This window comes from Butyricimonas faecihominis (assembly GCF_033096445.1).
Lineage (GTDB): Bacteria > Bacteroidota > Bacteroidia > Bacteroidales > Marinifilaceae > Butyricimonas > Butyricimonas faecihominis.
Window position 1 is genome coordinate 492,967 of sequence record NZ_AP028155.1, and the last position, 23,024, is coordinate 515,990.

Below are 23,024 nucleotides of genomic sequence, written 5' to 3' on the forward strand. Positions count from 1 at the left end.
TTCTTAATAAACGCTAAATTTAAATCGTATGAATTTGCTAAGAAGACGTTTTAAAATTGCTCATTGGATTGCGGAAGAGTTTGCCGGGGTGATTATGAAAGAGAATCAAGCCCGGTTGGAGCAATGGCGTGTAGAAAGCCCTGCCCATGCGAAAGAATATGATGAAATCCGGACATATATCATGACGGAAAACGAGCGTAGGGAGAAAGAAAAACAAACAGTAAAGAATGAGTGGCGGAAATTTGAGCGTGTTCATTTCAGAAAGTATGTTATTTGGAGAAGAATAGGCCGATGTGCGGCTATTATGGTGATGCCTTTATTGGTGTGCGGGTATTTCGTGTCTTCCGAGTGGAAATCCCCGGAAGTCATGATTGCTGACAATGTGGAAATTGTTCCGGGGACAGGAAGAGCCCAGTTAATTATGGCTGACGGGAGATTCTTGAAATTGGAACAAAAAGAAGATATGAAATTGGATTTACCCGGGGTAAAAGTAGTTGCGACGGGAAAGAAAATTGTTTACCGGGCAATAGAAGAAGAAGCGAGTACCCCGAAGGTGGAGGAGTACAACACGTTGGTTGTACCTCGCGGGGGAGAGTATATGCTGGAATTGTCGGATGGGACGAAGGTGTGGTTGAATTCCGATTCCGAGTTGCGCTTTCCTGTTACGTTTGTCGGGGATAGGCGAAGCGTGGAGATTGAAGGGGAGGCTTATTTTGAAGTAGCAAAGGATGAGGGGAAACCTTTTCACGTGTTGGCGAACGGGTCGGATATAAAAGTGGTGGGAACAAGTTTTAATGTGATGACTTATCGGGGACGTACGGTTACAACTCTTGTCGAGGGTAAAGTTTGCTTGACATATAAGGATGAATCGGTACTTATGGTACCGGACCGACAGGCCGAGGTGATCACGGAGACCGGAAAGATTTTGATGAGAGAGGTGGATGCAAGGAATTTCACGTTATGGAAAGATGGTGTGTTTTATTTCGAAAATGCGGCTTTGGAGACGATTGCCGAGCGTTTGTCACAATGGTATGATGTTAATATAATTTTTAATGATGAGGCATTGAAACAGTTGAGATATTCGGTTGAAATGAAACGCTATAATAATATTCAGGATTTACTAACTAAAATTGAAAAGACACAAAAAGTAAAGTTTCTAATTCAAGGAAAAAGTATTTATATCCGTAAATGGATGGAAGCCTACGATTTGCTAGAGTGAACTTTGGAAAGAAAATCCCTATAATAGGGGATTTAGAGAACAGATTTCAAAGGTTACTTTTGTCAAAATTTACTAGCATAATCGAATTCGAAAAATTGTAATGTAACTTTAAAATGATGCAAGCAGGTAATGTAGCCCCATTACCTGCCTACTAAGCTCATCATTAAATGAAATGTGAAACCTAAAAGCAAAAGTATGAAAAAAAATGACAACCCCAACAGCTTGAGGAGATTTAAGTTGTGGAGAAAATTGTTAATCGTGAAGTTGCTATGCGTGTGCTTGTTCTTGCAAAACACTGCTTTATCGGCAAGTGTTTACTCGCAAGAGTTAAAATTAACGTTGAAAGGGAATGATATTAGTCTGACCAATATCTTTTCCCAGATTCGGGAAAGTAGTGATTACACGTTTGTATATAATCTGGATGACATTCAAGATGTACGGGTGAAGTCTCTAGATGTGAAAGATGCGTCTATCCGGGAGGTTTTGGACAAGTGCCTGAAAGGAACAGGATTTTCTTACGAGATCGAGGATCACGTGGTGATTATACGTCCGGATCGTCCGGCCAAGCAAGAGGTGAAAAAGGTGACCTTGAGTGGTTTGGTAATGGATCAAGATTCCGTGCCGATAGCGGGAGTAACTGTCCTGTTGAAAGGTACTTACGTGGGTGTAACCACGGATGTCACGGGAAGATTTCAAATGGCTATCCCAGAACAAAAAGAGGTGTTTTTATTGTTTTCGTTTGTAGGAATGGAGACACGGGAAGTCAAAGTAATTGATTTTAAGAAACAGATTCGGGTGGTAATGAAAGAGAAGGTTGGACAATTGGATGAGGTCGTTATTACGGGATACGGGCAGACAACAACTCGTAGTTCAACGGGGTCAACAGCTAGTTTGGGGCAAGAGGTTTTTGCTAACAAAGCGACGCCGACTGTTGACATGTTATTACAAGGACAGGTTGCCGGGGTGAGTGTAATGGCAATTTCCGGTCGTCCGGGAGAGGCTGCCAAGGTCAGAATACGAGGAACGAACACAATCAGTGGGGATGCGGAACCTTTATGGGTGGTGGATGGCGTCCCTTTGCAACAGAACGTTCCGAATATCTCGACGGGGCAGATTAAATCGGGTAATCTGAACGAGATTTTTGTTACAGGAATAGCCGGAATTAATCCGAATGATATTGAGAACGTGACGATATTAAAAGATGCTTCAGCTGCAGCAATTTACGGATCAAGGGCTGCGGGAGGTGTGATTGTGATTACGACAAAGAAAGGAAAAGCGGGAAAGATGAGGGTCAACTATTCGACCACTCTTTCTATTGGACTAAAACCGCAACGAAATCCGGGGTTAATGAATTCTTCCGAGAAAATGGCTTGGGAACAGGAATTATGGGATGAATTTTCTTCGGAATCTTTCGTGTATAATCAAGCGCAAACGGATCCACGGAAGAAAATACATAGTCCGGTGGTTGGTATTGTAGGAATGCTCCGGTCGGAGAAACTTGGTAAAGACGATAAACTTTGGCACGAGGATGATTTTGTGCCAATGAGCAAGGAAGAACAGGATGCTTATATTGCAAATTTGGCAAAACATTCGACGGATTGGTTTGACGTGTTGTTTCGTAATTCCTTCTCGATGAATCATCATCTTTCTTTTTCCGGGGGATCGAATCAATATACCTATTATGTTTCTTTGGGGGTTACGGATGATCGAGGATTAGTAAAAGAAACAGATTATCAACGTTATAACCTGAATGCAAAGGTTGATTTGAATCCATCTGATCGTTTGAATCTCGGTTTTGGTATCGATTTATCAAAACAAAAATCAGATAGCTATTCTATGACGGTAAGTCCTTTTGAATATGCCTATTTTGCAAATCCTTACGAAACATTATATAACCCGGACGGGAGTTATCGGTCAGATCGGACTTATTTCAATCTGGCAGGTATTAATGATGGTAATTTGAGTGATGGGGTACAGCCTCCTAGCGGGTTTAATATTATGCGGGAGATGAAGGAAACATCGAGTTCGGCTGATAATACAAGTGCTTCCGTGCGGATGAATCTTGGTTATGATATCATAGAAAAACTGAGAATTTCAGGATTGGTATCATACACGTATTATAACAATAAGGTAGATGATGTAAAAGGACGGGATACTTATGCCGCTTTTTTAGATAGACTTTATTTTGATGAGAATAATAGCGAGTGGATTCCTTATGGTTCTATCACGCAGACTTCATCAGATGGTTCAAGCTACAATGTTCGGGGACAATTGGAATATCGGGATGTGTTCGGGGATGCTCATCAGGTAACTTTGTTGGGAGGAGCCGAGTTGAGGGGGGATAAGAGCGATCGGACTTATGCGAAGCGTTTCGGGTATGATGACGTGACGGGTAATTCGGCTATGCCGGTGCATCCGAATCCTCAAGTGGAAGATGTGAAACGTTATGCTGATTTGATTGACCAGTTGTCCGGAGAAGTGAGTTCTGAAAGTCGTTTTGCTTCATTCTATGCTTCTTTGGATTATAGCTATTTGAAGCGTTATTTGTTGAGTGTTACCTTCCGGACAGATGGTTCGAATAATTTTGGTAGTGACGAACAGTTTAATCCGACTTGGTCCTTAGGGCTTGCATGGCATTTGGATGAGGAACGGTTTATGCATGGTTTGTATCCTATCGTGAGCCGTTTGACATTACGAGCTGCCATGGGATATACCGGGAATGTTGTGAAATCTGTCAATAAAGATCTGGTGTTGAATTACTCGACAACTTATTGGGATGGATTGAGAACGGGGAATATTAGTGCCGCTCCTAATCCTAAAGTGCGTTGGGAAAAGACAAAAGACATGAAGATTGCATTGGATTTCGGGTTATTCGACGAAAGAGTCAGTGGGTTGGTTGAGGCGTATTATCGGAAGAGTTCCGATGTCGTGTCAACAGTAGATGTTTTGTCTACAACCGGATTTTCCGGACAGGGATTTAATACTTCAGAGATAAAAAATAAAGGAATAGAAGGAACCTTGCGGGTGAAAGTATTGAATGGTAAGGATTTTAAATTCACTCTAGCCGGAAACATAGCATGGAACCGTAATATTTTGTCGAAGTATAGCAAAAAGCGTGTAATAACGGACGGACGATATGAAGGTTTTCCATTGGAGTCTGTTTTTGCCGGACGTTACACGGGAATTGATGCGCGTGATGGTGTGTACACGTATGAGCTGAGACCGGATGCTCAGATTTATAAAGGGACGGATTTACAGGCCGTGGATAATTACCGGTATTATTTAGGAACTTCTGTTTCTCCGGTTACTGGTGGTTTTAACGTGGATTTTTCTTATAGGAATTTACGTTTGAATGTTGGTGGTGTTGTTTCTTCGGGGGCAAAATTGCTGAACATGGTGAATTCTCCGGCAAGCTACGAGATAATCACCTCTAACCGGACGGGAGAAACCCCTCAGACCGTGTATAGTGATCTGTACCGTAATCATTTGAATGTTTCGAAAGATATGGTGAATCGTTGGACAGAGGAAAAGGGAACCGGGGTAAAGTATCCAAGAATAATAGATTTTATGGGAGAGCGATTATTATTGGATCAATACAACGTGCATTCACAAGAAATCACGAAGGGGGTCTATCTGGAAAATGTTTCTTTTCTGAGAATAAAGAATATTTCGTTGTTCTACGATCTACCACAACATATCGTGAAATCTTTGGGATTGAATACGGTAGGGTTCTCTTTTACCATGAATAATTTCATCACGTTTACGAATTATTCCGGTATTGATCCGGAAACACCGGGTACGACTTACCCGATCACCCGCTCTATAACGTTAGGAATAAACGTGGGATTTTAAATGAAAGAAATAGGATATTTAAATTTTAAGGATATGAGAAAGTCAAGTTTATATATTATCATCTCGCTCCTTTTCTGCAATCTTTCTTGTACGGAATATTTGGACGTGAAAAATAAGGGAGAGGTTATTCCGGAAACGGCAGAGGAGTTTTCAGCCTTACTACATAGGCATTTATACAGTATTGACGGGGCTGGAGAGTATGCTTTTTTCGGAGCTCCTTCGACGGCTGCTTCTTACGAGGCTTATACCGATAACTGGGATGCGGATTTGACAACCAAGTTGGATTTGCCGATTTACGTGGGGAGTGATATTAGTAGTTTGTCGTTCCGTTTTAAATCGTTGTACGAGGTTATTCGTGATTGTAATATCGTGATCGGGGAGTTGAAAGAGCGTGATACGGAGTTCGGTAAAAAGTTATTGGCAACGGCTCACACGATTCGTGCCGTGTGCTACTACACTTTGATGCGCAATTATTGTGAACCGTATGACAAGAGTAATGCAACTGAGATGTTAGGGGTACCTATCGTGAAAGAGTTTGATATGGAAGGGAAGCCTGAACGTTCGGATTTGAAGGAAACAGCTGATTTTATTGTTGAAGATTTGAAGCAAGCAATTAGTCTGAACCAGACTGACGAGCATTATCGTTTTTACGTGGATGTTTCTAAAGCGTATTTGGCGAGAGTATATTTCTGGATGCAAGAGTGGGCATTGGCGGCAAGTATGGCTAAAGAAGTGTTGGATAAGTATCCGTTAATTAGCGGGGAAGCCTATAAGGAGATGATTCAAAGTGAGGTGAAACAGTTAGGAAACGTGTTGATACGTTCCGGAATATCCAAATCAGAAGGATACGTGTACACCGATATGCAGAAGACGAAAGGGCGTCCATTATCTTTGGAGTTTGTGAATTTGTTTGTAGAGAAGGAACGGGACATACGTTATACCTTTTCTTTTAACACGGAATTTGTGAACACCAAAATGTTAAAGACCTCCTTGCGAACGGCGGAAATGTGTCTGATCATGGCTGAGAGTTACGTTCATTCCGGAGATACGGAGAATGGTTTGAAGTATTTAAATCATCTGCGAGAGAACCGGATTACCGGATATACTCCATACACGGAATCAAATTTACCGGCTGTCGATCCCGCCGCGTTAGTCCAAGTGGATGCAGAAGGGAAACCTCTGACACCTTTGATGGCTGCAATATTGAATGAACGACGGAAGGAGCTTTATTTGGAAGGTGATCGTTGGTACGAGTTGAAACGGAACGGGCGACCGGAAAGATGGTGTGGGCATAGCGGGGTGAAATATGTTACGGCTAAATTCCTGTACACGTTCCCTATACCGAAGGAAGATATAGCATTGAACTCCGGGTTAATACAGAATCCGGGATATGAAACTTATTAATGTGTTGTATTTAAATCAGAATGAAAATGAGAACATTAAAATATATGTTAGGATTGGGGTTATTCGTGTTATTATTTGCAAGCTGTGATGATGTTGACGATACACCCCCTCGATTGGTGGATATGAAGACTGAATTTGTACTACCAGCACCTAGTCGTTTGACAAATGCTGAACGGGATATTATTCAGGCTAAAAGAGATGCTTACCAAGAAGCGATTGGAAATTAAGGAGTTTGAACGAATAAAAAGATATAGTTATGCGAAAGATTTTATTTGTTTTCTCGTTATTGATAGGGCTAAGTCTTATGTCGGCTTGCTCGGATGATGATAATAGTGATCCGAAGTTGAGTTTCGGACGCTCTATTTATATACTGAAAGCGGCAGAACCACTGGCCGTAGAATTAATGGTTTCGGAACCGGTGACGGAAGAAGTGAGAGTTCCTTTCTCGATCGACGGTACTGCCGTGTTGGATGAAGATTACACGATTTCTGCCAACGAGTTTATACTTCATCCCGGTGATGTGATCGATACGATTTGGGTGACCCCGAAGGAAAACGTGATCGGACAACGGGAGATTCGTTTGAGTTTACAGGAAGTTCCAAATTATCGTTTATGGAATAATCGTTGGGCGATTATCCCGGTGGAAACGAAAGATATTTTTACTTGTTCTTTTTCACAAACCACGATGGATTTGAAAAGTGAAATTGTTGTTTCGATGGGGTTAACCGTGAAAGGGGTTGATTATATGTATAAACGGGATGAAGTTCGGGTGCCTTTTGAAATAGACCCGGCATCTACGGCGGTAGAAGGCGAACATTACGAGATTGTTGGTGGTGGTCGGGAATTGGTACTGGGTATCATGAAGGCAACGGCCGACGTGACGATTCGTTTCTTGAAGAAAGAGGCCGGTAAGGACAAGGTGATTATTCGTTTGGTTGAAGGTGGACTTTTTGAGGGAGGGACGAATGCTTCCGTTACGGTTAATGTGAATGGACCGACTTTGTATGAGGACTTTGTAGGAACGTGGGTTTCACCGACGTTTATCAGTGGAGATTTTATTAAGGGAATGGTATGGGGACATCCTACAGACTGTGATAATCTTCCGGTAAATAATTTATCTACGGATAAAATTGTTTTTGCGGCGGGTGCTACAAACACGTTAAATGTGGATGGTGTACAGGGAGACTTGGCTAGATACCTTCGGAATTGTGAGGTCGTGTATGTCGGAGAGGCTCCGGAACAGCTATGGGATCAAGATGCCTATGGAGTTAAACGGGACGTGGTTACTTTGGAATTGAGTAAAGCAAATGTGAATTATTCGGTGACGAGTATAACAGAAAGAAAAGCGATTGTACTTGTACGCTTGTTGAGTAAAGGTAATGTGCTTGAATTCCGGGTAATTGATTATGAGCCGACAGATTTCTTGACAGGGACATACTATGATGAAACTCATCCAAGTTATGGAGAACCTAAAGAGTATCCTATGAGGGAGTTATATCCACTGGTGTTCCGTTTCACGAAAGTTGAATAATGAGTTTATAAGGTTCATAAAGTTTGTAAGGTTTATAAAGTTTATGAACTCTCTACGGGAAGTTTTGTTCATGGCTGCTCTGGCTACCGAAGGCCGCCTGTCACTTTATGAACCTTATAAACCTTACAAACTTTAGAACCTCTTTTAATGTCTTAATATAAAATTGAAAAGTATGAAAAAATGGATGCTAGTATTGTTCGTGGCACTTTTCGTGCTACCTTGTTCGCTGGATGCCGAGGCAGCCGGGCGGAAGAAGAAAGGTAAAAATGCCGTCACGGCTAAGGTGGCGGAGAAGAAGAGTGCTTATGACAAATTATTTCAGAAAAAGTCGTGCGAGACGGTGAAGAGTAATTTCATCACCTTACATAAGGTGGATGGGAAATTGTATTTCGAGATTCCGGTGAAATATCTGGGACGGGAAATGTTGTTTGCGTCCACGTTGACCTCGACTTCCAGTAATGATTTCTGTGACGTGGGTTACAAGCAAAATGACCCGTTACACGTGCGTTTCACGAAGATCGACAGTACTATTTACCTGAATGAAGTAAATGCTTTCGTGACCTCGAATCCGAAAGAACCTTCCCTGCGAAAGGCTATTGACAAGAACTTTGCGGATGCCGTGTTGTACTCGTACAAGATTGCAGCTTACACGCCGGACAGTACGGCCGTGGTGATTGATGTGACACCGATATTCACGACGGATATGAAAGAATTTGCCTTTCTTCCGACGACGATTATGGGATTGATCCAGTTGAATTCTGTCTTTAACAAAGATGGGGTTGCTTTAGGAGAAGTCAAGGCGTTTGATGATAACTTGAGCGTGAAGTCCATGTTATCTTATAAAGTATCGTTGAAATTCATGTCGTTCTCGTTCTTGGATAATATGCCGTTGACGGCCACGGTGACTCGTTCTCTATTGTTACTGCCGGAAGAGAAAATGCGTCCCCGGATTTCCGATTCACGGGTAGGTATTTTTATCACGAGTAAACAACACGTCTCCACGGAGAAGGATGGGATTCAGGATTATACGCTGGCCAACCGTTGGCGTATGGAGCCTAAAGATATGGCGGCTTTTCAGCGGGGGGAACTTGTGGAACCCGTGAAACCGATCGTGTTTTATATTGATGATGCTTTTCCGGAATTGTGGAAACAACCGATAAAGGAGGGTACGCTACGGTGGAATGAGGCTTTTGAGAAGATTGGGTTTAAGAATGCCGTGCAGGTACGTGATTTTCCGAAGGATGATCCTGAATTTGATCCGGATAACCTGAAATATTCCTGTATTCGTTATTTACCTTCTTCGACGGCAAATGCGATGGGACCGTCGTGGGTGGATCCAACGACCGGAGAAATTGTTAATGCCTCTGTTTTGGTCTATAACGACGTGATTCGTTTGATTAATAACTGGCGTTTCGTGCAGACGGCACAAATTGACCCGTCCGTGCGGGCGAAGAAGATGCCGGATGACATCGTGAAAGAATCCATTGCTTACGTGGTGGCTCACGAGGTGGGGCATTGCCTCGGTTTCATGCACAATATGTCGGCCTCTGCCGCTTACCCGGTGGATTCATTACGTTCCGCATCTTTCACTAACACGTATGGGACAACTCCTTGTATCATGGACTACGCCCGTTTTAATTACGTGGCTCAACCCGGAGACAAGGGCGTACGTTTGACCCCGCCGGATTTGGGTATATATGATTGTTTCCTAGTGAAATGGAACTATCAACCCTTACCACAGGTGAATGATGAATGGGAAGAACAAGCTATTCTTGAAAGTTGGGTGGACGAGAAAGCCGGAGACCCTCGCTATCGTTATGGAAGGCAACAGATTTATTCCCGTTATGATCCGAGTGCTATTGAAGAGGACTTGGGTGACGATCCGATGAAAGCCGGGGAGTACGGGATAAAGAATTTGAAATATATCTTGTCTAATCTCGGAGAATGGGTGAATGACGATGCGGATTTCACGCACCGGGAAGAGCTTTACAAACAGTTGGCAAATCAATACTATCGTTATATCATGAACGTGATGTATAACGTGGGTGGTATCTACCTGACGGAAGTGAAAGACGGTACGAAGGGACAGCGTCATGAGCCGGTTTCAAAGGAAAAACAACGGGCTTCTTTGGCGTGGATACTGAAAGAGTTCAAGTCTTCGGATTGGTTGAGCAAGACGGATTTGAAAAAGAATTTCGCCATGGGAGTGGACATGACTCCGGTACTGCAAAAAAGAATACTGGACCAGTTGGAACGTTTGACCGGAAATATCATATTGTCATCTCATCTCGCATCTAATCCGTACACGATTCAGGAATTCCTGACAGACTTGTATAATGGTGCGTTTGAAAACACGGTGAAAGGACGGGCTTTGACGGATGCCGACAAGATGCTGCAACAATTTATCGTGGATGTTTCCGCCAGTTCGTTGAAAGAGGCCGGAGGGGGAGCGTTGCGGATGTTGACGGATGCGGCTTATATGCCTTCCGTGGAAGAGATTGCGGCCTACGGTTTGGATGAAACCGGATTGATTAACAAGTATCTTGATCAGTTCCGACAAGTGGAGCAAGAACGTGGTCCCGGCTACGTGGCACAACAGATGGCATTAAATGAATTTGGTTATGGATACGGTTTCGTGCGGAAAGTGAATACCGGAGAGATTGATAATTCTAAAGTGTACTTGCAGGATATGGCTTTGAAGGCTCAACGGCTTTTGAATTCCAAGATTGCGGGGGCGACAGGTGACACGAAGATTCACTATCAATCGTTGTTGATGAAGTTGAATAAGTCTTTGAAGGATAGTAAATGATGAACGGGACTGTCCGATAAGTCATTTTTCAAAACTCCCTCCCCCCTTCGGGGTACTCCCTCTATAAACAGAGGGAGAGCTGAAAATACTCCCTGTCTTCGGGAAGAGTCACCAGCTTCTCCTCTGTTTATAGAGGAGGTGGCACGAAGTGACGGAGGAGTTTTTTGAAATAAAATAACTTTTTGGACAGTCTTTTTTTATGATTCTAAACTCTCGTAGAAGAATTTCCAAAGTGTATCATTCATAGGTGGAGGGGCGACGATCGTGATCTTTTCCTGTTTCACCGGATGAGTGAACGTGATCGACCGGGCGTGAAGACTGATTCCACCTCCCTCGTTGGAACGGGGGAAACCGTATTTCAAGTCCCCTTTGATCGGGCAGCCGATCTTTGCCAACTGGCAACGAATCTGGTGATGGCGTCCCGTGCAAAGTTTTACTTCCAATAAATAGTAACGTTGTCCGCATCCCAATAATTTATACTCAAGGATGGCCTCTTTCGCTCCACTTTTGGGTTTATTGTAAGCATAGGATTTATTCTTTTCAGCATCCCGCACCATGTAGTGGGTTAGTTTGGCATGATCTTCTTCGGGAAGATTGCCCACAATCGCCCAGTATATTTTGGTGATCTCCTGATCGTGTTCTTGAAACATTTTGTTCAGCCTTACCAGTGCCTTACTGGTTTTGGCGAACAATACGACTCCACTCACCGGGCGGTCCACCCGATGAGGAATTCCGAGGTAAACATCCCCCGGTTTGTTGTACTTCTCTTTGATGTATGCCTTAACACGCTCACTGAGAGGTTCGTCTCCCGTCTGGTCTGCCTGCACAATATCGGAAACCTTTTTGTTGATAGCGATAATGTGGTTATCCTCGTATAATATCTCCAGATTCTTCATGTATTTTTGATTTATGATTTACGATTTATGATTCATGATTTTTAATCTAAAATCTAAAATCATAAAATCTAAAATTTTAATATTGTTCTCTCTCGTTCGGGAAGTTACCGCTTTTTACATCGTTGATGTAATTACCCACGGCTCCTGTCATTTCAGCATATAAGTTGTGGTAACGACGTAAGAAACGGGGAGAAAATTCCTGATTGATTCCCAGCATATCGTGAATCACGAGAACCTGTCCGTCAACGCCACCCCCGGCGCCGATTCCGATGATCGGGATGGTTAGTTCTTTGGCGACTTGGGCAGCCAGTTTTGCCGGAATCTTTTCCAGCACGATGGCAAAACATCCGGCCTCTTCCAAAAGGTGGGCATCTTCGATCAGCTTTTTAGCCTCCGCATCTTCTTGGGCGCGTACCACGTAAGTACCGAATTTATGGATACTTTGCGGGGTCAGTCCGAGGTGTCCCATAACCGGGATTCCGGCTGACAGGATACGTGTTACGGATTCAACGACTTCTCGTCCACCTTCCAGTTTCACGGCGTCGGCACTCGTTTCCTTCATGATACGGATTGCCGAGCAAAGTGCCTCTTTACTGTTTCCTTGGTAGCTACCGAAAGGTAGATCCACGACAACCAGCGCACGATCTACACCTCTCACCACGGATGCCCCGTGATAGATCATTTGATCCAGCGTGATCGGCAGGGTCGTTTCGTTTCCGGCCATCACGTTAGAGGCAGAGTCTCCCACTAGAATCACGTCGATCCCGGCATTGTCAATAATTTGGGCCATCGAGAAATCGTAGGCCGTTAACATACTTATCTTTTCCCCCTTGAGTTTCATTTCTGATAACACGTGGGTGGTTACTCTTTTTACTTTCTTTTGAACAGACATAGTAATAATGATTTACGAATCCTCGGTATGATTACTTGGATTCGGGTTCTTGAAATGTTCCGATAAGGGTTTGCGACCCCGTTACTTTTTGGCCGAGTTTCACGTCAATTTTAGTTCCTAACGGTAGGTACAAATCTACCCGGGAACCGAATTTAATGAATCCGGCATGTTCGTTCTGGCGGGCTTTTCCCCCGACCGGAGCGTATGAAACAATACGTTTAGCCATGGCTCCGGCAATCTGTCGCATCACGATTTCTTGTCCGTTGGTTGCCTCAATAGCAATGGTTGTTCTTTCGTTTTCCGTGGAAGACTTGGGCAGGTAAGCCGCCATGTATCTTCCTTGGTGATATTTGAAAAATTTGATTATTCCGTTGATAGGAAACCAGTTAATATGAACATTGAAGATGTTCATGAAAATGGAAACCTGAATACATTGTTTTTTCAGGTATTCAGGTTCGAAGGTTTCTTCCACGACCACGATTTTCCCGTCGGCAGGGGCGAGGATCGTGTTATCCTTCACGACAATGTGCCTGTTGGGGAAACGGAAAAAGTTTACCATCAAGAGGTACAAAATTCCGCTGACGATCAGTACCGCCCGGAAAACAATGATATTAGGGATGAAGGCATACACGAGTACATTGATGAAAGCAAAGAGTACGAATGCTTTGAACAATAATATATGACCTGCTTTATGTATCTTCATATTAATTTCGTTACGTTAGTAAAACAGCGGGCAAAGTTAATACATGAATTCCATATAAACAAAAATAGCGGGAATTGTGAATATGATTGCATCGAATCTGTCCAAGATGCCCCCGTGGCCCGGTAGTATGTTGCCGGAATCCTTGATCTCGATGCTACGTTTAAACAGGGATTCCAGTAAATCCCCGTATATCCCGAAAACAGCCACGATACACGAAATAATGGCCGTGTCCCGGATCGTGTACCCCTCGATATAGGGCGACACGCACAAACCGACGATAATGGTCATTAGTCCCCCGCCAATGGCTCCTTCCCATGATTTCTTGGGCGATATTCTGGGGAAAAGTTTATGTTTCCCGAATAATGAGCCGGAGAGGTAAGCGAAGGTATCGTTAACCCACACGAGCAAGAACGGGAAAAAGATGATTTCCGGCATCCATTTCCCCGAGGTCATGTAGGGTAGGTATATTAGCAACGTGAAAGGTAAACTGATGTATAACAAGGCGTAGTAGGAGAAGGCTATGTTCTGGAACCCGTTTCCCTTTTTCCGATAGAGTTCACAGATAGACATGATGAAGGTCAACAGGAAAAAATAGAGATAGCCATCCTTGTAATTGATGTAATTATGCAAAAATCCAACGGTGAAAAGAATGCTACCGCAAAGGATGCAGAAGAACAGGTTCACGTGGATGTTCATGTGTTTCGCCATCCGGCTGAATTCCATCAGGCCAAGAATGTTGATGATAAAGAACAGGATATAAAAACAAATGGGGTGTATGAAAATACACCCTGTTAGTACTATGACAAACAGCAAGCCGCTGATTGCTCGTTTTAAAAAATTACTCACGATCATAATAGTCTTTAATAACTTTCTTGGCTTCTTCTTGGTCATCCCGGCTGACCATCACGCTGATGTCACCAAAGGTTTGGTAAGAAGAATCTTTTTGATTCAAAATCACGGCTGGGATTCCCGCCTCGTCCAGTAGATCTTTCACGATCCCTGCTTCGAGTTCGCTCGTTGTTGTGAAAACAGATACCCAATTTTCCATAGTCGTCGGTTTTAAGTTTATACTGTTTTTTCCTGTCGGGAATCCTTCCGCCTTGCCGTTACAATTCTTCCGGCTGTTGTGTCTCCTCTTCTTCTGTCCACGGACGTTTCCCGAGAATATTTTCCAAGTCATCACTAAAGATAACTTCACGTTCGATCAGCAATTCCGCCACCTGACGGTGTTGTTCCCTGTGATCGCTCAATAACTGTTTGGCTCGCTCGTAAGCGGCTGAAACCATATCTTTTACCTCGGCATCAATCAATTCTGCAGTCTTCTCGGAATAGGGCTTGGTAAAGCTGAAATCGCTCTGGCCCGTGGAGTCATAATAACTCAACATTCCCACCTTGTCACTCATTCCGTAGATGGATACCATGGCGTAAGCCTGTTTCGTGGCACGTTCGAGGTCATTTTGCGCACCCGTGGATATTTCCCCGAACACGATTTCTTCGGCGGCCCGTCCACCCAGCACGGAACACATCTGATCCAGTAATTGGTCTTTCGTGGTAATCTGGCGTTCCTGCGGCAAGTACCAAGCGGCACCCAAGGCTTTTCCTCGCGGCACGATGGTCACTTTTAAAAGTGGGTGTGCGTGTTGCAATAACCACGACACGGTGGCATGTCCGGCTTCGTGATAAGCAATCGCTTTCTTTTCGCTCGGTTTGATGACTTTACTACGGTTTTCAAGTCCGCCCACGATACGATCGATTGAATCCAAGAAATCCTGTTTTTCCACGGCCGATTTATTTTTCCGGGCAGCGATCAGCGCGGCCTCGTTTGCCACGTTGGCGATGTCCGCACCGGAGAATCCCGGGGTTTGTTTTGCCAAAAAGGCATAGTCAATATCTTCGGCGAGTTTCAACGGTTTCAAGTGAACTTTGAAAATCTCTTCCCGGTCTTTTAATTCCGGAAGGTCCACGTATATCTGGCGGTCGAAACGTCCGGCACGCAACAAAGCGCTATCCAAGATGTCTGCCCGGTTCGTGGCTGCCAGTATGATCACACCCGAATTGGTTTCGAAACCGTCCATTTCGGTCAATAACTGGTTCAGCGTGTTTTCGCGTTCATCATTGGCTCCCATGTTCGGGTTTTTCCCTCTGGCCCGACCGATAGCGTCGATCTCGTCAATAAAGATGATACAGGGGGCTTTTTCTTTGGCCTGTTTGAACAAGTCGCGTACGCGGGAAGCTCCCACACCGACGAACATCTCCACGAAGTCCGATCCCGACATGGAGAAGAACGGTACGTTTGCCTCTCCTGCCATGGCTTTTGCCATCAAAGTTTTACCGGTTCCCGGAGGGCCAACCAGCAAGGCTCCCTTCGGAATTTTACCTCCCAGCTTGGTGTATTTATCCGGGGATTTGAGGAAAGACACAATCTCTTCCACCTCTTGTTTGGCCTCGGCTAACCCGGCAACATCTTTGAAGGTAATTTTTATGTTGGATTCTTTGTCAAACAATTTCGCTTTGGATTTCCCGACATTGAAAATGCCGCCACCGCCACCACCTCCGCCGGCTCCCTTGCTCATGCGGCGCATGAAGAATATCCAGATTCCCACGAATATGGCGATGGGCAGGAATAGTGTAATGACTTCTCCCCACCAGTTGAAATCGTCTTTATAGTCAATGAACACGTCGGATGCCTCTTCCGGGTACTCCTTCTGTGCATCCTGTAAATTCTTTTCAAATTGCTCCAGAGTTCCGAAAGGTACGTAGTATTGCGGACCTATACTTTTCTGGTTAAATCCTTTTGCTACAAGGTCGCTGTGGGTTTCCACTTTCTCCGGTTTCAGAGTGATTTCGGCTTTACCGCCATTTCTGACGATGTAAATATCCTTTACCTCACCTTTCGCTAAAAGGTCTGTTTTAAACTTCTGCCACGAGATCCGTTCAGGATTCGAAGGCATGCTGAAAAATTGAATCCCGATAATGAAAGCGGCAATGATGATAAACGACCAGTAGCCACCGAATTTCGGGCCTTTATTGTTTTTCCCACCGACAGGGGGGAAGTTGAAACTATCCTTTTTGTTATTTTCTGCCATATTTAATTTTAATTTTCTTCTACATTCGTTATTTCCGCGTCAGCCCAAAAATCTTCAAGTTGATAATAATCTCGTTGTTCTTTTTGAAATATATGTACAACCACATTTCCGTAATCCAACACCACCCACTGGGCTTGTTGTTCTCCTTCCACGTGCAATGGTTTTTCTCCCAATTTCTCGTTGACTTCGTCGTAGACAAAGTCTGTAAGACTGGCCACGTGCGTGTTGGAAGTTCCATGACATATTACGAAAAAACTACAGAAACAGTTCTCAATTCTTCTCAAATCAATTTTTACAATATCAACAGCTTTATTTTCGTTCAGCGTTTTAATAATTTGTTCCACTAATTTTTCTGCTCCACTCATTCTTTAAAAACTAATTTCTAATTAAGGTACAAATATACATTTTAATATTTAATCCAAACGTGTTTTACGGGTACACTTCACTGTTTTTTATACAAAAAACGTACCTGTAATTTGTGTTTCCAGTTATTATGACGAATTGGCATAAAATAAGTTCGGTTTTTGTCCCGTTTTTTATGGCAAAGGATGAACTCCCGGGTGGTTTATTTTTCTTAATTAGTTTGTATTGTAATTATTTCAGGGTTTTGAGGGCGATTTTTCGACAATGCCGGAAATCTTTTTCCTGCAAGGGGGATTTTTTCGTACCGCCTCTCTCGACGGTGGCGATGATCTTGAATCCGCTCCATTTGAGAATTTCCTTTAGTGCTTTGACGGTTCCTCTCGTTTGGTTGAAAAGTATATTGAACGGGTAAGGAGTCGTGCAGGTACTCACGATGATGGCTTTTTTCCCCTTGTGTAGCGGTTGGGGAATCCCTTTCGGGCTTTCGCCCATCATCCCGTAAACGATGCGGTCGAACAGGATTTTTAATTCTCCCGGCAAGTTTCCCCAGTAACACGGGGCGCCGATAACCAGCACGTCGCACGAGTTTATTAACCGGAGCGTGCTTTGAGCCCCGTCTTCCGGGAGAACACAAGCTAAGTTTTTCCTGCAACTCATGCACCCGTTGCATGGTCTTACCTGTAAATCGTGAACATGTACGGCTGAAACGTTCGCTCCCTGTTTTTCAGTTTCTTCTTTTATGGCCTCCAACATTTTCGAGATGTTCCCGTTTTTCCGGGGGCTTCCGTTTATAATCAGTATTTTCTGCATGAGATCGTTAATGGTGAATTTGTGATCATCCAAAATTAGCTATTTATTTTTACTAGGAAAGATATTGATTGTGTAAAAAATGAATATCCTTTTTTAAAGGTAATAATATACCATTGTACGGGATAGGTCTGGGGGGTAGGTACGGGGTGATCTATTATTAATTGTGTGTTGCATGTTGAAGTAGGAATAGGGTGTATGTTATCTTTGTATAAATCCTGTTAAAATGGCGGCTATAATCGGGCGATAAGGCGGCGATGATCGGGCGAAGGCGCCTAACAGGCAGGCAACAGTCTGGTAACAGTGAGGCAATTCGGATAGGAACGGCAAGTAAAACGATTATTTTAGTGTAGGAAAAAAGTTGGAAACGTGATGGAATCTGAAATTATTACTATATTTGGAATGGCGGAAATAAATCCGGTACGTGAAGACATCGGGAGATGATTTTTGCCGCTAATGAATTGAATAATACTAGTTTATCTTCTTGTATAAGGAGATATGTCCGATAGAAAAAAGAATGATTAAGAGTTAAGAAAATTAAATATTAGTTCAAAAGAGATGGAAAAATATCTGATACCGTTAGTGCCGGGACCTGTTGCTGTCCCTCAGGAGATTTTGAAAGTTGCTGCCACGAATTTCGGGTCTGCCGATTTTGAGCCGGAGTATTTGGCTTTGTATAAAGATACGGAAAAATTGTTGCAGAAGATGATGGAAACCCGTAACCGGGTGGTGATTCAGACGGGAGAAGGTATGTTGGTGTTGTGGACGGCTTTAAAAAGCACGTTGAAACCGGGAGATCGGGTGCTGGTGCTTTCTACCGGGTTGTTCGGCGAGGGATTCGGCGATATGGCCAAGGCGCTGGGATGCGAGATTCGGGTGCTGGATTTCGGTTATGATGAGACGATTCATGACTTTGATGCCGTGGAAAAAGCGATCGTGGAGTTCAAGCCGAAGATGATCACGATGGTGCAGAACGAAACACCTAGTGGAACGACGAACCCGGTCAAGGAAATCGGTGATTTGAAAGTGAAACACGGGGTACCGTTGCTTTGCGTGGACATCGTTTCCGGTCTGGGGGGAACCCCGATACACGTGGACGATTGGCATGTGGATTTCGCCTTGGGTGGTTCGCAAAAGTGTCTCTCGGCCCCGGCTAATATGTCATTCCTTTCCGTGAGTGAAGAGGCATGGAAGATCGTGGCGGAGGTGAATTACGCTGGATACGAGGCCTTGTTGCCTTTCCGGAATGTAACCGAAACCGGGTATTTCCCGTACACGCCCTACTGGCAGGGAACAGCCCAGTTGCATAAGGCTTGCGAGTTGATTTTCGAGGAAGGGGTGGAGAGTTGCATTGCCCGTCACGAGAAGGTGGCTGCTTACTGCCGTGAACGGATTAAAGAGATGGGATTGAAGATATACCCCGTGGAAGGAGCCGTGTGTTCCCCGACGGTGACTGCGGTTTACGTGCCGGAACACATGACTTGGGAACGTCTGGATTCGGAATTGAGAGTGCAGGGTATGGTCGTGGGAGGCAATTATGGTAAACTGGCCGGGAAAGTATTCCGGATCGGTCACATGGGTTCTCAAGCGAATATCAACCTGATCAAGGAGGCAATGGATATACTGGAAACAGTAGTTCATGATATTTAAAATTTAAGGTATAAATTATGGGAGATTTTGACGGAGAAAGGAAAGATTTACCGAATGCCACGGCAGCGCTTGTTTTAGGAGCGCTGTCGTTGGTGTTTTGCTGGTGCTACGGGATCATCGGGTTGGTACTCGGTATTCTGGCGGTGGTACTGGCCTCGGCGCCCCGCAAGGCTTATCTGGAAAACCCGGAGCGATTCACGGAAGTATCCTATAAGAACTTGAACGCCGGGAGAATATGTGGCATCATCGGGATTTGTATCGGTGCGATCATCCTGTTGGCCGTTATCCTTGTGGTTGTTTTTGCTGTATATACTTCGGTAAAACCTCATTTGCTCAACACGATAAATGTATGAATTGAGCATCTGGACGTGGCTGGAGAGGCATCAACTGCCTTGCTTGGTTAAAGACACCTTCGGGATCGAGTGTCCCGGATGTGGATTCCAGACTGCGGTGTTATTGCTCTTGAAAGGAGAGTTGTGGGAGTCCGTGAAAATCTATCCGGGGTTGATCCCCTTGATCGTGTTTATCGGCCTTGCCATGGTGCATTTTGTGGGGGTGAAAAAAATTACTCCCGGGGGAATAAAATTTGCAGGTTTTGTTTGTTTGCTAATAATTTTAATTTCATATTTGCTTAAATTAATAATTCATTAAAATTACGATCATGGAGATAATGGAAATGAAGAAAAAGGATCTTCCTAACGCGACGGCGGTGTTGGTTTTAGGGATTTTGTCTCTGGTATTTTGCTGGTGTTACGGGTTCGTGGGATTAGTGCTGGGAATCTTGGCGGTAGCCATTGCTTCCGGGCCCCGGAGGGCTTATCTGGAACATCCGGAAGAGTACACGGAGGCTTCCTACAAGAATCTTAGTGCCGGACGGGTTTGTGGTATTGTTGGAATCTGCGTGGCGTTGGCTGTTGTCGCTTTCGTGATTTTAATGATATTAGGTGTAACGGCGCTGGGCGTCGGGTCAGCATTGATGCTAGGTTAAAATAAAATAACATATGGACTACAGATTTGAAATCAGTTTACCGACTAGTTCGGATTTTAGATGTGAGATTGCTGTTGGTGGAGAACAGACGTTTCAACAATTTCACGATAAAATAGTTGAGACGTTGAATTATGACAGCTCTCAAATGGCATCTTTTTTCACGCTTGACCGGATGGGAAACCGGGTGAAAGAAATTGCATTGATGGATATGACGACAGAGGACGAGGAAAATGAAACGCTCGTCATGGACAACACGAAAATCAGTGACATCATTAAACCGGGATGTCTTGAATTAGAGTACGTGTATGATTTCTTCTCTAACAAGTATTTTAAGGTAGAGTATGCCGGGGAGTACATTCGTGATTCGTCCGACGTGATGCCGGTGTGTGTGGCTTGCGAGGGTGATATTCCGGAACAGTTCTCTTACGAGGATGGGAACGCTGACTGGGAGTTTGACAAGCCGGAGGAAGAGTACGAGGGGGATTATGACGATAGTTTCATGGAAGAGTTCGGCAACGGGGATTATGATGACGAGGATCGCCAAGACCGAGGTGGTGATGACGAGTACTATCGTGACGAACGCTACGAGAGTTTGGATGATTATATAGATAGACTTTGATAATTTTAGATTTTAGATTTTAAATTTTAGATTCTGGCCGCACAAGGTTCCTTTTTTTCAATTTAAAATCTAAAATCATTAAATCTAAAATGAGTATGGGGACGTTAATCGTGTTGCTTGGACCGACAGGAGTGGGGAAAACGGATTTGAGTATCGAGCTGGCCAAGATGTACGGGACGTCGATTATTTCATGTGATTCTCGACAGATCTACAAGGAAATGTATATAGGAACTGCCGTGCCGGAGCGAGAGCAACTGGAGGCAGTTCCTCATTTTTTTATACAAACAGAGTCTGTCCGGAATTATTTTAATTGTTGGGAGTTCGAGCAACAAGCACTTCGGAAAATCCGGGAGTTGTTCGAGACGAAAGAGGTGGTGATCATGGCGGGTGGTTCCATGATGTACATTGACGCCGTGTGTAAAGGTATTGACGAGATGCCCACGATTGACGAGGAAGTGCGTCTTTCCGTGAAAGAGATGTTTGAACGGGATGGAATCGAGGCGTTGCGGATGTTGTTGAAAAGGTTGGACCCCGTGTCATATACCACGGTGGATTTGAAGAATGCCAAACGGATCATGCACGCTTTGGAAGTTTGCCTGATGACTGGAAAGCCTTATTCTTCTTTTTTGACCGGGAGCGTGAAGGAGCGGGAGTTTGACATCGTGAAGATCGGGTTGAACCGGGAAAGGGAAGAATTGTTCGACCGGATTAATCGCCGGGTAGATCAGATGGTGGAGGCCGGAATGGAGGAGGAGGCTCGTGAACTTTATCCTTTGCGCTATTTGAATGCCTTGAACACGGTAGGGTACAAGGAGTGGTTTGATTTTTTTGACGGCAAGTTTGACAGGGAAGAGGCTATCCGGCTAATCAAACGAAATACCCGCCGATATGCAAAAAAGCAACTTACTTGGTATCGCAATGACTCTGATATTCATTGGTTCCATCCGGATCAAAAAGATGAAATCAAACGATTTCTTTTAAGTTTTGTTGATTTTAAATTTTAAATTCCAACCGCACAAGGGCGACGCTTCTTAATTTCCTACTTTCAACTTTTATCTTTTAGTTTTTAACTTTTAGTTTTCTCTGGGAATACCATCTTGAAATTGAGATATTTTTCATTTTCAATTTTCAATTCTCCATTTTCAATTATTTAGTCCGTCATGTATTGTTTCGAGCGATTTTCTTCCACTCGTTTTGGAGGCATGATCAAGATGAGTAGGGAACCTAGGATGATGATGCAGGCCAAGATGTAATCTCTCGTGTCCAAGTCGGGACGCAAGTCGATGGAGTAGACTGCAATCCATGCCTCCAGACCGAAGGTTAGCATGGGCTGGAAGGCCCGGAAGGTCATGAAGGTTTCGGCAGTTGCCGTTTGCAGGGTGGCGTAGTACAGGTATGTAGAGAGTGAGGTGAGTAGGAAACCTGTCACGCAGGCGGCAATAATCGTCATCGGGTGGAAAATCTCGGTGAGTTTCGGCAGGTAGAGCATTGAAAAGGGAACGGCCATGAGTTCTTTGGCAAAATAGTGTTCCACGAGGGCGATCAGGATCAAGAAAAGCATGACCGACGTGCCACCCCAGAACATGGTGAATCCGGAGATCCCGCATTTTTGGCGTACGGAGGTGTTGGGACTGGCGATAGTGGTTTTCTCTACCACGATGGCTCGTGTACAGCTTGCCAGAACTGCTAGGGAGACGAGAATGGAGACCCGTAGTTGTATGGCTTCCGGGAGGGTACGGATAAATAGGATAATGCCGACCGTGATCACGAGCATCCCCACGATGTCGCTGCTGTGGGGGCTTCTCTTGAAAAAGATGTAGGCCAGTATGGCCGTCACGACAACTTCTATGTTGATTAACAGGCTGGTTTCGGTACTGGTGATGTACAGGTAAACTGCGGCTAGAAAGAAGTTCCGGAATATTTGCAGCAACGTGTACAACCATGAATAACCGACACCTGCTTTCCAGCCTTCTGCAGTTACAGGTTTTCGGATAAGTAATAGCGCGACTCCCCCGGCAAAAATCTGCATGGAGGCGAACACGAGGATGTTGGCCTCGTAGTTTAACAGGCAAAAACGGGTGATGACACTGATAACTGACCATGTTATAACTGATAGTAAGGCATATAAAGCACCTATTTTCATATTTCTTTTGTTGTTTCTCTCCGGATATAACGATTCGATGGGGAAAAGGTTTTTTGTCAAAA

Annotated in this window: 21 protein-coding genes; 12 read left to right on the forward strand and 9 right to left on the reverse strand. The window is 44.2% G+C overall.

Annotation, left to right across the window (positions count from 1 at the left end; translation table 11 throughout):
* Positions 1-28 precede the first annotated feature (28 nt).
* The 6 genes from R8806_RS02060 to R8806_RS02085 all read left to right on the forward strand — a co-directional run bounded on the left by R8806_RS02060 (position 29) and on the right by R8806_RS02085 (position 10,815).
* Positions 29-1,219, forward strand: a complete 1,191-nt coding sequence (locus R8806_RS02060; RefSeq protein WP_151411438.1) for a FecR family protein — start codon at positions 29-31, stop codon at positions 1,217-1,219.
* Positions 1,220-1,414: 195 nt separating this feature from the next.
* A complete protein-coding gene (locus R8806_RS02065; protein ID WP_317715756.1) occupies positions 1,415-5,071 on the forward strand; it encodes a SusC/RagA family TonB-linked outer membrane protein in 3,657 nt (1,218 codons plus the stop codon).
* A 33-nt stretch (positions 5,072-5,104) separates the two neighbouring features.
* Entirely contained in the window at positions 5,105-6,475 is a 1,371-nt protein-coding gene (locus R8806_RS02070; protein WP_124316393.1) for a RagB/SusD family nutrient uptake outer membrane protein, read from the forward strand.
* A 26-nt stretch (positions 6,476-6,501) separates the two neighbouring features.
* Positions 6,502-6,702 carry a hypothetical protein gene (locus R8806_RS02075; protein ID WP_124316392.1) on the forward strand — a complete coding sequence of 67 codons (201 nt, stop codon included), beginning with the start codon at positions 6,502-6,504 and terminating at the stop codon, positions 6,700-6,702.
* A gap of 29 nt (positions 6,703-6,731) precedes the next feature.
* Positions 6,732-8,006, forward strand: coding sequence for a hypothetical protein (locus R8806_RS02080; RefSeq protein WP_124316391.1), 1,275 nt, complete (start codon positions 6,732-6,734; stop codon positions 8,004-8,006).
* Positions 8,007-8,178: 172 nt separating this feature from the next.
* Positions 8,179-10,815, forward strand: a complete 2,637-nt coding sequence (locus R8806_RS02085; protein ID WP_124316390.1) for a zinc-dependent metalloprotease — start codon at positions 8,179-8,181, stop codon at positions 10,813-10,815.
* A 197-nt stretch (positions 10,816-11,012) separates the two neighbouring features.
* Here R8806_RS02085 and R8806_RS02090 read toward each other — a convergent pair whose 3' ends face one another.
* The 8 genes from R8806_RS02090 to R8806_RS02125 form a co-directional block, all read right to left on the reverse strand.
* Positions 11,013-11,702 (reverse strand): RluA family pseudouridine synthase, encoded by a 690-nt coding sequence (locus R8806_RS02090; protein ID WP_118305100.1) that lies wholly within the window; start codon positions 11,700-11,702, stop codon positions 11,013-11,015.
* Between the two features lie 85 nt (positions 11,703-11,787).
* Positions 11,788-12,603: a 3-methyl-2-oxobutanoate hydroxymethyltransferase gene (gene panB, locus R8806_RS02095; RefSeq protein ID WP_087419866.1), complete on the reverse strand. Its 816-nt coding sequence runs from the start codon at positions 12,601-12,603 to the stop codon at positions 11,788-11,790.
* Between the two features lie 31 nt (positions 12,604-12,634).
* Positions 12,635-13,306, reverse strand: coding sequence for a phosphatidylserine decarboxylase family protein (locus R8806_RS02100; RefSeq protein WP_087419867.1), 672 nt, complete (start codon positions 13,304-13,306; stop codon positions 12,635-12,637).
* Positions 13,307-13,342: 36 nt separating this feature from the next.
* Positions 13,343-14,158, reverse strand: coding sequence for a phosphatidate cytidylyltransferase (locus R8806_RS02105; protein WP_124316389.1), 816 nt, complete (start codon positions 14,156-14,158; stop codon positions 13,343-13,345).
* Positions 14,145-14,354 (reverse strand): putative signal transducing protein, encoded by a 210-nt coding sequence (locus tag R8806_RS02110; protein ID WP_087419869.1) that lies wholly within the window; start codon positions 14,352-14,354, stop codon positions 14,145-14,147. The genes R8806_RS02105 and R8806_RS02110 overlap by 14 nt, the downstream gene beginning before the upstream one ends.
* Positions 14,355-14,412: 58 nt before the next feature.
* Positions 14,413-16,392, reverse strand: a complete 1,980-nt coding sequence (ftsH, locus tag R8806_RS02115) for an ATP-dependent zinc metalloprotease FtsH (protein WP_124316388.1) — start codon at positions 16,390-16,392, stop codon at positions 14,413-14,415.
* Positions 16,393-16,400: 8 nt separating this feature from the next.
* Entirely contained in the window at positions 16,401-16,757 is a 357-nt protein-coding gene (gene rsfS, locus R8806_RS02120) for a ribosome silencing factor (protein WP_124316387.1), read from the reverse strand.
* A 229-nt stretch (positions 16,758-16,986) separates the two neighbouring features.
* Entirely contained in the window at positions 16,987-17,565 is a 579-nt protein-coding gene (locus R8806_RS02125) for a flavodoxin family protein (protein WP_124316395.1), read from the reverse strand.
* Between the two features lie 555 nt (positions 17,566-18,120).
* Between R8806_RS02125 and R8806_RS02130 the strand changes: the two genes are divergently transcribed.
* From R8806_RS02130 to miaA, 6 genes are all read left to right on the forward strand, one after another.
* Entirely contained in the window at positions 18,121-19,212 is a 1,092-nt protein-coding gene (locus tag R8806_RS02130) for a pyridoxal-phosphate-dependent aminotransferase family protein (protein ID WP_124318102.1), read from the forward strand.
* 17 nt (positions 19,213-19,229) lie between these two features.
* Positions 19,230-19,565 (forward strand): CCC motif membrane protein, encoded by a 336-nt coding sequence (locus tag R8806_RS02135; RefSeq protein WP_124318101.1) that lies wholly within the window; start codon positions 19,230-19,232, stop codon positions 19,563-19,565.
* Complete coding sequence (locus tag R8806_RS02140) at positions 19,558-19,863, forward strand: DUF2752 domain-containing protein (RefSeq protein WP_124318100.1); 306 nt, start codon at positions 19,558-19,560, stop codon at positions 19,861-19,863. Before R8806_RS02135 ends, R8806_RS02140 begins: the two co-directional genes overlap by 8 nt.
* 10 nt (positions 19,864-19,873) lie before the next feature.
* Positions 19,874-20,200 (forward strand): CCC motif membrane protein, encoded by a 327-nt coding sequence (locus tag R8806_RS02145; RefSeq protein WP_051465995.1) that lies wholly within the window; start codon positions 19,874-19,876, stop codon positions 20,198-20,200.
* A gap of 13 nt (positions 20,201-20,213) precedes the next feature.
* Complete coding sequence (locus R8806_RS02150; RefSeq protein ID WP_087419876.1) at positions 20,214-20,819, forward strand: IS1096 element passenger TnpR family protein; 606 nt, start codon at positions 20,214-20,216, stop codon at positions 20,817-20,819.
* Positions 20,820-20,914: 95 nt separating this feature from the next.
* Positions 20,915-21,823 carry a tRNA (adenosine(37)-N6)-dimethylallyltransferase MiaA gene (miaA, locus tag R8806_RS02155; protein WP_124318099.1) on the forward strand — a complete coding sequence of 303 codons (909 nt, stop codon included), beginning with the start codon at positions 20,915-20,917 and terminating at the stop codon, positions 21,821-21,823.
* A 146-nt stretch (positions 21,824-21,969) separates the two neighbouring features.
* On the opposite strand, the gene R8806_RS02160 is transcribed toward miaA, so the two are convergent.
* Entirely contained in the window at positions 21,970-22,962 is a 993-nt protein-coding gene (locus R8806_RS02160) for a DMT family transporter (RefSeq protein ID WP_124318267.1), read from the reverse strand.
* Between the last annotated feature and the right edge of the window lie 62 nt (positions 22,963-23,024).